10 protein-coding genes are annotated in these 13,947 nt (G+C 41.3%); 4 read left to right on the top strand and 6 right to left on the bottom strand.

From position 1 onward, the window contains the following. Nucleotides 1–196: 196 nt before the first annotated feature. The 5 genes from nadA to astE form a co-directional block, all read right to left on the bottom strand. Nucleotides 197–1,264, bottom strand: a complete 1,068-nt coding sequence (gene nadA, locus ACWXWT_RS17130; RefSeq protein WP_456042786.1) for a quinolinate synthase NadA — start codon at nt 1,262–1,264, stop codon at nt 197–199. 112 nt (nt 1,265–1,376) lie between these two features. Continuing rightward, entirely contained in the window at nt 1,377–2,945 is a 1,569-nt protein-coding gene (locus ACWXWT_RS17125; protein ID WP_456042785.1) for a dihydrolipoyllysine-residue acetyltransferase, read from the bottom strand. A gap of 9 nt (nt 2,946–2,954) precedes the next feature. Continuing rightward, nucleotides 2,955–3,932: an alpha-ketoacid dehydrogenase subunit beta gene (locus tag ACWXWT_RS17120; RefSeq protein WP_456042784.1), complete on the bottom strand. Its 978-nt coding sequence runs from the start codon at nt 3,930–3,932 to the stop codon at nt 2,955–2,957. A gap of 2 nt (nt 3,933–3,934) precedes the next feature. Next, on the bottom strand, nt 3,935–5,113 hold the full coding sequence (locus ACWXWT_RS17115) for a thiamine pyrophosphate-dependent dehydrogenase E1 component subunit alpha (protein ID WP_456042783.1): 1,179 nt from the start codon (nt 5,111–5,113) through the stop codon (nt 3,935–3,937). A 156-nt stretch (nt 5,114–5,269) separates the two neighbouring features. Beyond that, the gene (gene astE, locus ACWXWT_RS17110) at nt 5,270–6,301 is read right to left on the bottom strand and encodes a succinylglutamate desuccinylase (protein ID WP_456042782.1); all 1,032 of its coding nucleotides are present in this window, start codon (nt 6,299–6,301) and stop codon (nt 5,270–5,272) included. 237 nt (nt 6,302–6,538) lie between these two features. Between astE and msrA the strand changes: the two genes are divergently transcribed. Together msrA and trxB are read left to right on the top strand one after the other, a co-directional pair. Continuing rightward, nucleotides 6,539–7,018 carry a peptide-methionine (S)-S-oxide reductase MsrA gene (gene msrA, locus ACWXWT_RS17105; RefSeq protein WP_456042781.1) on the top strand — a complete coding sequence of 160 codons (480 nt, stop codon included), beginning with the start codon at nt 6,539–6,541 and terminating at the stop codon, nt 7,016–7,018. Nucleotides 7,019–7,213: 195 nt separating this feature from the next. Next, a complete protein-coding gene (gene trxB / locus ACWXWT_RS17100; protein WP_456042780.1) occupies nt 7,214–8,167 on the top strand; it encodes a thioredoxin-disulfide reductase in 954 nt (317 codons plus the stop codon). Nucleotides 8,168–8,532: 365 nt separating this feature from the next. Here trxB and ACWXWT_RS17095 read toward each other — a convergent pair whose 3' ends face one another. Continuing rightward, a complete protein-coding gene (locus tag ACWXWT_RS17095; RefSeq protein ID WP_456042779.1) occupies nt 8,533–9,093 on the bottom strand; it encodes a GNAT family N-acetyltransferase in 561 nt (186 codons plus the stop codon). Nucleotides 9,094–9,251: 158 nt separating this feature from the next. On the opposite strand from ACWXWT_RS17095, the gene ACWXWT_RS17090 reads away from it, so the two are divergent. Both ACWXWT_RS17090 and ACWXWT_RS17085 read left to right on the top strand, forming a co-directional pair. Further along, nucleotides 9,252–10,439 carry an efflux RND transporter periplasmic adaptor subunit gene (locus ACWXWT_RS17090; protein WP_456042778.1) on the top strand — a complete coding sequence of 396 codons (1,188 nt, stop codon included), beginning with the start codon at nt 9,252–9,254 and terminating at the stop codon, nt 10,437–10,439. A gap of 4 nt (nt 10,440–10,443) precedes the next feature. After that, nucleotides 10,444–13,626 carry an efflux RND transporter permease subunit gene (locus tag ACWXWT_RS17085; protein ID WP_456042777.1) on the top strand — a complete coding sequence of 1,061 codons (3,183 nt, stop codon included), beginning with the start codon at nt 10,444–10,446 and terminating at the stop codon, nt 13,624–13,626. Nucleotides 13,627–13,947: the final 321 nt, after the last annotated feature.

Genomic DNA, 13,947 nt, shown 5'->3' with positions numbered 1-13,947 from the left:
CTCAGGTATTCCACTTCTGTGTTACATCGATTTAAAAGGCAACAACCATTTCTACATCAATGTGCCTTGAATTGAAAAACCTGAGAGACTCTGAACTGACCAGATATTTAATGAGATTGGTATTAAATACTATTGGACCGTAACTGCACAAAAAAGCCGACATAACGTCGGCTTTCGTTTTACTCTTTACACTAATTTAGGCGTTGCCCTTCACTTTCATGTTCAAATCTTTAGCAAAATCGAGCATGCGAGTAAGTGGTATAAGTGCTTTGATGCGCAGTTCATCATCAACAAAAATCTCATGATCTGTTTTGTCTGCATCGATTAATGATGCTTCGATGGCTTGTAAACCGTTCATGGCCATCCAAGGACAATGGGCACAACTCTTACAAGTTGCCCCATTGCCGCCAGTTGGTGCTTCGAGTAGGATTTTATTTGGTGCGGCTTGCTGCATTTTATAAAAGATACCACGGTCCGTCGCAACGATAAAAGTATCGTTTTCCATGGTTTGTGCAGCGTTAATTAGCTGGCTGGTAGACCCTACCGCATCGGCAAGTTCAACTACACTGGCTGGTGACTCTGGGTGAACAAGGATCGCGGCTGTTGGATGTTGTTTTTTAAGCTCGCGTAATGCTTTGGCTTGAAACTCATCATGAACAATACATTCGCCCTGCCATAACAACATGTCAGCGCCTGTTTGCTTGTTAATGTACGAGCCTAGATGACGATCAGGTGCCCAGATAATTTTTTTATCTTGGCTATCTAAATGTTCTACAATTTCTAAGGCAATACTTGAGGTTACCACCCAATCTGCACGGGCTTTTACTGCAGCTGAGGTATTGGCATAGACCACAACGGTATGGTCTGGATGTGCATCGCAAAACTCATTGAACTGCTCAATAGGACAACCTAAGTCTAACGAACAGGTAGCCTCTAGCGTTGGCATTAAAATGGTTTTTTCTGGACTTAAGATTTTAGCCGTTTCACCCATAAATTTAACCCCAGCAACAATCAATTTTTTTGCTGGATGATCGCGACCAAAACGTGCCATCTCAAGTGAATCAGACACACAACCACCGGTCTCTTCAGCTAACGCTTGAATTTCAGGGTCGGTATAGTAATGGGCAACAAGTACCGCATTTTGATCAATTAATAACTGTTTAATACGTGCTTTATATTGTGCTTTTTCAGCGTCAGACAACACGGCAGGTTTAGGCGGAAACGGATACTCAATAGTTTCAATTTTAGGTGCCGACAGACTCATACTGGTTCCAATCGATTAGCATTGTCCGAGTATTATACGAAAAAGAGCCTAAAAACAAAAGGACGCGATTGCGTCCTTTTGGCTAAGATAGCCAGTTAAACATTAATCATCATTAACGCATGGCTAAAAGCATTTCTTGTGGTTTCTCTAAATAGTGTTTCCACAAATTACAGAAGCGTGCAATTGTACCACCGTCAATGATACGGTGATCGCCAGACCAACTGACTTGCATAATCTTACGAGCTTCCACTTCACCTTTAGCATTAAAACGTGGCAATACTTGTAACTTGCCTAATGCCACAATGGCCACTTCAGGCTTGTTAATAATTGGTGTTGCCACCGTGCCACCTAAAGCGCCAATGTTGGAAATTGAAATTGTGCCGTCTTTCAAATCTGTCGGAGATACGCGACCACTGCGGGCTGCGGTGGTTAATCGAGTAATATCTTTGGCAATATCTAAAATCGACTTACTTTGTACACCTTTGACATTAGGCACTAATAAACCCACTTTAGAGTCTACAGCCATACCAATATTGTGACTTGATTTGTAAGTTAACTCGGTACATTCAGCATTAGCTTGACTATTCAATATAGGAAATTCAGTGATCGCTAATGACATGGCCTTCATAAAGAAGGGCATCATAGTAAGTTTTACTTCATCTGTTGAATAACGCTGTTTCATGCTTTCACGTAATGCAACCAGCTCAGTAAGATCAAACTCTTCACAATAAGTAAAATGAGGGATAGTCGATACTGACTCAACCATCATTTTCGCCATAATAGCTTTCACGCCTTTGATCGGTTCGACTCGGTCTGTACTCAATGGCGGGTTGATGGTAGCGACTTGATTACTGGTTACGGCAGCACTTGTAGAGGCTGACGTAGTGTTAACCGCTTCGCCTTGTTGATGACGTTCAATATCTTCTTTGTATACTCGGCCATTTTTTCCACTGCCAGCAACCAAAGCAATATTAATGTCGAGTACACGCGCCATGCGCCTCACAGCAGGACTGGCTAACGCTTTGCCCTGTGAAACAGGTTCGCTAGAAACGTGTACTGTTTGTGTTGCAGCTTGTGGAATAGCTTCTGCAGTCTCTAACTCAGGATTGGCATCGCTTTCTACTTCTACAGCAAATAAGGGGGAGTGAACTTTTGCTAATTGACCTTTGCGATAATGTAATTTTACAATTTTACCGGCTTTCATTGCAGGTATTTGAACTAACGCTTTATCTGTCATCACATCAGCGATAGGCTGGTCTTCAACGACGGTATCGCCTTCTTCTACTAACCAATCAACAAGTTCGCATTCAACAATACCCTCACCGATGTCTGGAAGCAAAAAGTCTTCAACATTCGATCTTGTTGCAACCGTAGTAGAAGTATCGGCTGTCGTTACAGGGGTGATTTCTGCGGTTGGCACTGGAGTCTCTTCATTGTCATCATCGGCTACTTTAACGGCATATAACGGTTGATGCACAATGGCAATATCACCTTTAGCGTAATAAAGTTTGGTAATTTGACCAGCATGGGGAGCAGGAATTTGCACTAATGCTTTGTCGGTCATGACGTCTGCAATGGGTTGATCTTCGGTGACAAAGTCACCTTCGCCTACGAGCCAATCTACCAATTCACATTCAACAACACCTTCACCGATGTCGGGTAAAATAAAATCTTTTATCATATCTTACTCCTAAAACGCCACTGTGGCCTTGATGGCTTCAAATGTTTTCAATTCATCGGGCATATATTCTTTTTCGTGAATTAACGGATACGGGGTATCTAATCCACATACACGGTTGATTGGCGATTCAAGCGATAAGAAACATTCTTGCTGAATAGTAGCGGCAATTTCACCTGCAAAACCACCCGTTAATGGTGCCTCATGGTTAATCAGTAAACGTCCTGTTTTTGTCACTGATTTTGCGACCGTCTCAACATCCCAAGGCGCAATTGTGCGTAAATCGATAATTTCGCATGAAATGCCTTCTTTTTCAGCACGCTCACAGGCTTTTTCAACCACTTCCATTTGTGCCCCCCATGCCAGGACGGTGATATCAGTGCCCTGCTTAACCACTTGTGCTTTGCCTAACTCAATAACGTAGTCACCAGCGGGGACTTCGCCAACAGAAGCTCTATACAAACGCTTAGGTTCAAAGAAAATAACCGGGTTTGGATCGCGAATTGACGCCAACAACAAACCTTTTGCTTGCTCAGGGTTGCGCGGGATAACCACTTTCAGGCCTGGCGTTTGAGTAAAATAAGCTTCTGGTGATTGTGAGTGATAATGACCACCTGCAATACCGCCGCCATAAGGTGTACGAAAAGTTAATCCACCGACATCAAATTGATTACCACTGCGATAGCGGAATTTAGCTGATTCATTCACAATTTGATCAAATGCTGGAAAGATATAATCGGCAAACTGAATTTCAGCAACAGCGGTCATGCCATATGATGCTAATCCATTCGCAAATCCAGCAATACCTTGTTCGGTTAATGGGGTATTAAAGCATCTTTCACGCCCAAACTGCTCTTGCAAGCCCGATGTGGCACGAAATACACCACCAAAGTGACCGACATCTTCACCAAAAATCACCATGCGCTCGTCGGCAGTCATGGCTATTGATAACGCCTCATTGATGGCGTGTAACATATTCATTTGAGCCACGGTTAGAGTCTCCCTGCGCTTTTTGGATAGGCTTTTGGATACTTACTGATATGTTCTTTTAATTCTTTAAGCTGTTTTCTTAACGCTGGAGTCGGCTTATCAAGCACATCTTCGATAATTTCGTCTAGTTTCGGGATCGGTAACTTTTCAGCCACTTTAACCGCCGCTAAAACCTCTTCACGATAACGTTCAAATAATTTGGCTTCATCAGCTTCGGTTAGCCAATCTTTATTCACCATCCATAATTTAAAGCGTTTTACTGGATCGTGTTGTTGCCATTTTGCTTCTTCATCTTTTGAGCGATACCCTGATGGATCGTCTGATGATGAATGCGCACCTAATCGGTATGTCATGGCTTCAATTAATACTGGGGCATTGTGCTCTAATGCATGGGCTCGAGCTTGTTGTGTTGCGGCCAATACTGCAAGCATATCGTTTCCGTCGACACGTATGGTGTGCATACCATAACCCACACCACGACTAGCAATACCATTGCCGGCAAATTGCTCTTCAGTAGGAGTAGAAATAGCATAACCATTGTTACGGCAAAAAAAGATGGTTGGAGACTTAAGGACCGCAGCCATGTTTAAACCGGCATGGAAATCACCTTCAGAGGCTGCGCCTTCACCAAAGTAACAAATAGCAACATTACGTTTGCCTTGTAGCTTCATGCCATAAGCAACACCTGTCGCCTGTGGGATTTGCGTTGCCAATGGTGATGAAATGGTCTGGTAATTCAGTTCACGGCTACCGTAATGGATCGGCATTTGACGGCCTTTACCTAAATCTTTCTCATTACTGAACATTTGGTTCATAAATTGTTCAGTAGAAAAGCCGCGATAACGTAAAGATGCGTGTTCACGGTATTGAGCCAAAATCACATCGTCTTTATCTAGTGCCGCGGTACTACCAATGATTGCGGCTTCTTCACCAGTACAAGTCATGTAGAAACTGATACGGCCTTGTCTTTGTGCGCCTAACATGCGCTCGTCTAATACCCGCGTAAACACACAAGTGTCAAATATTTTATCGGCCAAGGTTTTGTCTATAATGGGCAGAACCGCATTCTCATACGTCGTGCCGTCGGCCTGCAAAATACGCAAAATGGGAATGTGCAATGATGCTTTGTCTAAGAAGCTGACACGATGCACTGTTTCATTGGTCAGTGGTGCGTTGCTCATATTATGCTCTTGTTATTGGTGAGCCATGTTCAACATAAACACGGCTCTATTTATACTATGCGAGTAGACATTACGTTAACGTAAACTACCTATCAATACCTACTTTAATTGTAAACGCATTTTACTCACGATTAATATGTATATATTGCTTTACGACTATACAATTGGCTCGTTAGGTGCTGGTACCAAACATAGCACTGTACGTTGTCCTATAGGTACATTTGCATTCGGAAATACGATTGCTTCTTGTGGGTGTTCAACTGAAATGACATTACCGCCTTCTGTCGCTAACACTTCACCTTGATTAAAGGCACTGAAGTTTTCTGCATCACCAGCAAAACTAAACTCAAAATCATCAAAGTGCTTATTAATAGAGCGCGATACTTTATATAAGTTCACCTTATTTACATCAAACGGTGATACTTCAAGCGCCACTTGAGTGATTAACTGTTCAAGCATAATGCGGGTTTGTTCGAAACGGCTCATGTCATTTTCTCCAAATGGCATGACTTTACCTAATTCAACCGTAAAAGCATCGGCATTAAATTGGTGTGATGAGTAGTAACTGAATGTCGTCGTCGGTTCATGATGAAACAATATGGTGTTCACCCCGCAGTCTGCCAGAAACATTATTTGTTCCGCACTAAATGCGCGTCCGGGTCTATAAGGATATATGGCAAATTTTTCATGTTTCGATGCACGAATCGCGGTATGCAAATCATAATGAATACGTTGGCGATCGGTATGTGCAGTAAAGAAATCAGCCACGTATTGTTCTAGCGCCTTGGCACGATGACGCTCTGGATGACTTAACCCCTCACCCTTTGAATGCGCGCCGCTAAATAAACGATTCATGTTTTCGTCAATAAAACGCGTTTTGTTGATAATGGCAGCAGGATTACCAATTAAAAACAAACAACGTTGTCGAGCGATAATTTTTTCGCTCAACAAATCAATAATTAATTGGTTACAGATTTCAATCGGCGCAGTTTCGTTACCATGGACTGCGCTGGATAATACAACATCTTTGGTTGACGGTTGATTAGGGGTAAATTTTATTACCCCAGTATCAAGTACATCTACTTGAGTATGATCACCTAGCATAAAATCGTAACTGCCATTTATCCCGTCAGGATTGGCTAAGGTGTAAGCTAAAAAATCTTTATCTTTCATTAGGCTAGATAACACTATCAACTCCTTGAAAATTTATTATACGGCATGATTAAGTTGGTTTTGTACGGCCACTTAATGATTGATAATCTGATATGCCTATTTTTATCTGCGGATTCTAGCATAGGCAACAATAATTTTAATGAAGGCATATGATAGATTTATTTAATAATTAAAGTTTGCTTGCAAAACTTCACAATATTCAACACAATTATAGCCATCTAGACATCTGTAGTGAATTTTCAAGGATATCTCATGGCATTAGCAACATTTGGAGCAGGCTGTTTTTGGGGCGTAGAGCATTTTTTTCGTGAAATTAACGGCGTCATTAATGCAACGTGTGGCTATATGGGCGGCAAAGACAGTGCAACTTCGTATAAAGAAGTGAAAACGGGCTTAACCGGCCACGCTGAAGTGGTACAAGTTGAATTTAACCCTGAAGTCGTTAGTTATAACGATTTGTTGGATACATTTTGGAAAAATCATAACCCAACTATGCTGAATATGCAGGGTGGCGACATTGGCACTCAATATCGCAGCACAATATTTTTCCATGATAAAGAACAAAAAGCCCAAGCAGAAAGTTCAAAATTGGCATTAGCCCGCAGTGGAAAATGGGGCCAACGACATATTGTGACCGAAATAGTGCCAATACAAACATTTCATGTTGCTGAAGAATATCATCAGAATTATTTAGAAAAAAATAATTTACCTACTTGTCATTTGGTGTACTAAGCCAAAGTTCGCGAGCAAATACGCTTAAACTAAAGTCGTTTCAAGTGATGTTCACCATTACCTCCTTGAAACGGAATATTTACACAATAGATAACGGCAATCGATTTCCTACACTTAACTTCACTTTACCCGCAGAGTTAAATTCCATACAATTCCATGCAAATTGCTTAAGGCATGTTATCGGAGAACAAAATCATGAGTGAAGCTCGTCACGTTAACCTATTAATATTAGGTTCTGGCCCTGCCGGCTATACCGCTGCAGTTTATGCTGCACGTGCAAATTTAAATCCTGTGATGATTACAGGTATGCAACAAGGTGGTCAATTAACCACGACTACTGAAGTTGAAAATTGGCCAGGCGATGCCGAAGACTTAACGGGCCCTGCATTAATGGAACGTATGCAAAAACATGCGGAAAAGTTTGATACTGAAATTATTTTCGATCACATCAACGAAGTCACGTTAACCGAGCGCCCTTTCCGTTTAAAAGGCGACAATGGTGAATTTACCTGTGATGCGTTAATCATTGCAACTGGTGCATCGGCTAAATATTTAGGCCTTCCATCTGAAGAAGCTTTTATGGGCCGTGGTGTGTCAGCCTGTGCAACCTGCGATGGTTTCTTTTATCGTAACCAAAAAGTGGCAGTGATTGGTGGCGGTAATACCGCTGTTGAAGAAGCGCTTTATTTAAGCAACATAGCTTCTGAAGTTCATTTAATCCACCGTCGCGATACTTTCCGTTCAGAAAAAATTCTGATCAATCGCCTAATGGACAAAGTGGCTAACGGTAATATCATTTTGCATCTTGACCAAACACTTGAAGAAGTGACTGGTAACGACATGGGTGTAACTGGTCTTAAGACGAAAAGTACTAAAGATGGTTCAGTAAGCGATCTTGAAGTAGCGGGTGTATTTGTGGCCATTGGTCACAGCCCAAATACGGGTATTTTTGCAGGCCAATTAGAAATGAACCACGGTTATCTAAAAGTAAACAGTGGCTTACAAGGCAATGCAACGCAAACTAGCATTGAAGGCGTGTATGCTTGTGGTGACGTAATGGACCAACATTACCGCCAAGCAATCACCTCTGCGGGGACGGGGTGCATGGCTGCGTTAGATGCAGAGCGCTTCCTTGACGCTCAAAAATAATCACCCCGCTAACGCGAGACAAAAAAGAGCAGTTTATCTGCTCTTTTTTATTGTCTAATAAATACCTAAATGGGATATGCACTAGGGTCTGTTGATCTTTGCTGGTTAAATTTCGTTCGAGTTAAAAACGTTTTTATCGAGGCGAATGGATTGATGCCTAGTCATCTAAGCAAAATTCATTCAACAATGAGTAAAACGTTTTTAACCGAACCCTTCGGGCAGCGTTTGTTGGTCATTTTTACTGCGTTATCGACTTTTTATGTAGAATAACTACACCACAAAGTCTCTGCCGCGCAATTATAAATGTGAGTAATGACCAACAATTCGCTGCAAAAACAACCTTGAAAGATTAACAGGCCCTAACATCAAAGTGCTTTTTGATAAAACACCGCTTCGGTATCGCCAAGTGGATCTTTGTGAATACTTTTATGTTGAAAAGTCATGCCAAGTTTTTTCATAATAGCGATCGATGCTAAGTTATCTTCTACCGCCAGCGCACTAATATGGGTAACATCATCTTTATTACTCACAGCGTCCATGACCGCTTTAGCCGCTTCAGTTGCATAACCTTTACCCCAGCTCTTGTATTTAAACCGCCAACCTATTTCGATATTATCAAGTTGCGCTTCTGTGAAAAAGTGCATTGGTCTAACTAAAATCCATCCTAAGTATTCGCCACTTAAGTTATGTGTATCATTATCAACACAATTTAGTGCATGAACTTTCCACAAACCCCAACCTTTTTCAGGATCTAAATATTGAGCCAATCTGGGAAGCATCACTGTATCAATTTGATGTTGAGTGGTTTTATGTCCGCCATTGAGGAAGTGCATTACCCGTTCATCTTGGTCAAGCTCAAAGAGCAATTTACCATCATCAAGCGTCATTAATGATATTTGTAATCTTACGGTGTTTCGAATTTGCACTATGTTATCTCCTAACCACCCTATTTTTTGACACACAAGTTTACACAATGAAACAACAAACCATAAACATATCAATTAACATATACAGTAGAAAATAGATTATTAACAGTACGTAAATAGACTCACCGCAAGCTTACGTATTATTAAGAGGACAAATTGTGGCTACTAAAAAACAAATTATATTGCCCGTCATTGTACTAGGGATTGGAATAGCCGGTTTTATCGGGATTGCAGCATTAAAAAAACCGCCTGAAGAAAAACCCGTCGTCGACACAACGCCTTTAGTCTCTGTAGAAGCAATTGAATATAAACCAATGACTTTTTCAGTAAGTTCATATGGCGTTGTCGCTGCAAAATATGACACCGAACTGGTCTCACAAGTCAGTGGCGAGATAATCTATTTAGCCGATAAATTTGTCAAAGGCGGCTTTGTCAAAAAAGGGGATATTTTGGCAAAAATAGACCCAAGTGACTATGAAGCTGGTTTATTAGACGCTCAAGCCAACGTTGCGTCATCTAAAGCTAATATGGTTCAAGAGCAAGCCAATGCTGAAGTTGCTTTACGTGAATGGGCCGATATTACTAATAGCAAACCAACAGCACTTAGTTTACGTAAACCTCAGTTAGCTCAAGAATTAGCTAAGTTGAAAAGTGCAGAAGCAAGTTTATTACGAGCTCAACGCGACCTAGAACGTACCGTTATCCGATCACCTTATGACGCGCTCATTTCCAGCCGTGAAGTGGGTTTAGGTTCATATGTGACGACAGGCAGCAAAATTGGCCATGTGTATAACACTGATACTGCAGAAGTTCGTTTACCCCTTGCCGATAAAGAAATGCAATATCTCGATCAAAAAGGTACCCATGCAGAAGTTCGTTTGGTGGGTAACTTTGCAGGAGCTAAACAACAATGGTTAGGGAAGATTGTTCGCAGTGAAGGCGTGGTGGACAGTAAAAGTCGTATGACTTATCTCGTTGCTGAAGTTGACGATCCCTACGGATTGAATAGCGATAAACATGAATTACGCTTTGGTACCTATGTTACAGCCCATGTTGAAGGGAGCCATGCAGGGAATGTGGCGATTATTCCGCGTCATTTAATCGTCAACGGTTTAGTGGCTGTTATGGATGATAACAAAACTTTACGCTATAAACCCGTAACCATTATTCGCCAAGAAGGAGCTAATGTTGTTATATCAGACGGTCTTAAGCCTGGTACGCACGTTATTACCTCTGCACTTGATTATCCATTAGAAGGCATGAAACTGGCACTACCCGAAGACAACATTTTGCCGCAAGAAGCGGTAACGAATGAACAAACAGAACTTGCTATGGAAGGTGAATAATATCATGGCAGATACTCATAAAGGTATTATCGCTTGGTTTGCTCGTAATAGCGTGGCGGCAAACTTATTAATGATAATAATCCTGTTAGGCGGGCTACTAACTGCCAACACAATTCGTAAACAATTTTTCCCAGCCGTTGAAATCAATTGGATTGAGTTTAGTGCTGTTTATCCAGGTACTGCGCCACAAGAAGTGGAAGAAGGCATCACAATCAAGATTGAACAAGCTTTAGAAAGCGTTCAAGGGTTAAAACGGGTTATTACTTATTCAAACCGCAATATGGCCAAAGGTTATTTTCAAGTTGAAGATTCTTATGATCCACAAGTGGTACTAGAAGAAGTCAAATCTGAAATTGATTCAATATCCACTTTTCCTGGTGATATGGAACCCCCTAAAGTCGAACGAATAAAGTTTAGACAAGAAGTGATGTATTTAAGTCTTTATGGCGATTTAAGCCAAAAGCAACTTAAAGACTTAGGTGAACGGGTTAATGACGAAATCATGCAGCTACCTGGTGTCAATATCAGTGAATACTACAGTGGCTTAAATTATGAAATTGGCATTGAAGTCAGTAAAGACCGGTTACGAGAATTTGGATTAACCTTTAATGATGTGGCCGAGGCGGTGCGTGGTTATTCACGCAATATGTCTGCGGGGCAAATTAAAGCTGAAAATGGATACATTAATTTACGTGTTCAAAATCAAGCCTATGTTGGTTATGAATTTGAACAATTACCTTTATTAACCTTAGACGATGGAACCAAGATTCTCCTGGGTGATATCGCCACCGTAAACGATGGTTTTGAAGAAGGCATCCAATACTCAAAATTTAATGGAGAAAACTCAGTCACCTTTTTTATTGGTGCAGCTAAAAACCAGAGTATTACCGATGTTGCTAAAACCATTCGCCGTTTTGTCGACAAACAACAGAAACTATTACCTCAAGGTGTAAAGCTAGAACCTTGGGTTGACATGACATACTACCTAGATGGCCGATTGCAACTAATGCTCGACAGTATGAAGAGTGGTGCAATATTGGTCTTTATTATGTTAGCCCTATTTTTACGGGTTAGATTAGCCTTTTGGGTCATGATGGGGTTGCCAGTATGCTTCTTGGGCACCTTATTGTTTATGCCGATGTCTTTTATCGACGTAACAATCAATGTAATTAGCTTATTTGCTTTTATTCTAGTTCTGGGGATAGTGGTGGACGATGCCATTGTCATGGGTGAAAGTGCCCATAGCGAATCTGAAGAGCACGGACAAAGTATTGAAAGTGTCATCCGCGGTGTAAAAAAAGTGGCCATGCCAGCAACCTTTGGTGTACTCACAACCATCGCCGCATTTTTACCCATCACCATGGATGATGGGCCTTCGTCAGCATTTGGGCAAGCTATTGGTTATGTTGTTATTTTGTGTTTATTATTTTCTTTAATCGAATCTAAACTTATTTTACCAGCGCATTTAGCACACATGAAAAAGCCAACAGTTGTTAAACCAGGCTCAAAGAATCCAATAGATTGGTTACGTAATGGTGTTAATTTTGTTCAGGGGAAAATTGAACGAGGCTTAAGTCAATTTATTCTATCTGTCTATCGCCCTTCCCTTACACTTGCGGTTAAGTATCGCTATGCCGTCATTATGTTATTTATTAGCTTGATCTTTATTTGTGTTGGTCTGTATATGGGTGGTGTAGTTCGTTTTATCGGTCAGCCGAAAATCCCCCACGATTTTCCTCGAGTGACACTTGAAATGAATGTCGACTCTTCGGAAAAATCGACACTTGCCGCGGCATTAGCCATTGAACAAACCTTATATGATGTTGATAAAAAGATAGAGCAGCAATATGGTCAGAAAATGATTTCTGATATGCAGGTCGACCTTAAAGGGCAAACAAGCGCTGAAGTCATGACCAAACTCGTTGACCCATCCATGAGGCCAATGGATACCTTTGCTTTAGCAGAGTTGTGGCGTCAAGCAATGCCACAAATTCCAGGGGTGAAATCCTTTAGTATTCAAGACAGCCTAATCGGTGGCGGCCGCGAAGATGGCGATATTAGCTTCAGGCTTGAAGGTAAAGATGAAGGCCAATTGGTTGCTGCATCATTAGCCTTAAAAGCGAAACTCAATTCGCTTAAAGGGGTAAGTGATGTCAACGACAGTCGCCAATCAAGTGCCAAAGAAGTGCAATTTCAATTAAAGCCATTAGCGAATGCGTTGGGTTTAACACTTGCCAATATCGCTTCACAAGTGGGCAACAGTTTTTACGGTCTTGAAGCACAACGCATTATTCGCAATGGCGAAGAGATCAAAGTTATGCTTCGCTATCCTGAAGAACAACGTAATTCAATCGCACTGGTACAAGACGTGATGATTAACACACCTCAAGGTGCTGAATTACCGTTATCAGAAGTCGCAGAAATTAAGGTTGTGCAAGGGGTCAATAGTATTCGACGCGAAAATGGTAACCGAACCATTAACGTTTGGGCTAATGTCGATGCTGATCAGACTGAGCCCTTTAAATTGGCCAAAGATATCCGCGATAACTTTATGCCTGACTTGTTGATTAAATACCCTCGCGTACACAGTGAAGTCTCTGGCAGTATTCAAGAACAATTAGACAGTGCAGATACCCAAATGCGGGACTTTATTTTATCGCTATTGCTGATTTACAGCTTATTAGCCATTCCTCTGCGTTCCTATATCCAACCGGTAATGATCATGTCTGTCATTCCCTTTGGTGTGATTGGGTCTGTAATAGGTCATATTATTTTAGGCATCGATTTAAGCGTGTTATCAATGTTCGGCATTATTGCCGCTGCAGGTGTTGTGGTAAATGATTCATTGGTAATGGTGGATTATGTCAATAATTCACGTAAAACTGGCGTGCCCATGAAAGAAGCTGTACTTAATGCCGGTTGCCGACGATTTAGGGCGATTATGCTAACCTCATTAACAACTTTCATTGGATTAGTGCCCATTATGTCTGAAACCAGTATGCAAGCTCAAATGGTCATTCCAATGGCTGTATCGTTAGCATTTGGGGTGTTGTTTGCTACTGTAGTGACGTTATGCCTTATTCCTTGCTTATACATTGCCATAGAAGACGTTAAAACATTAATCCGTAAAGTCATCAAGATTTATCAGCCGCTACCCGCAACGATTACGACTAGCGCCATTGAATAGTATTTATTGATGTTGGCAAATTTCAAAACCATAAAGGGCCCTTATGGCCCTTTTTTTACACTAACCAGTGGATATGAGTGTTATAACAATCCCATTAAATATCTGGTCAGTTCAGAGTCTCTCAGGTTTTTTCAATTCAAGGCACATTGATGTAGAAATGGTTGTTGCCTTTTAAATCGATGTAACACAGAAGAGGAATACCTGAGAGACTCCATTCTGGCGGGTTTCAAAGTCCTTTATGCTTCGTTAGATGCTTTCAAAATACGACGGCATGGTCTATTTTTTTCCATAAAAAATAAGACATTCCCACCATCCATGGCG

The organism is Shewanella sp. A22 (assembly GCF_053850585.1).
This window is presented reverse-complemented; position numbering and strand designations above follow the sequence as displayed.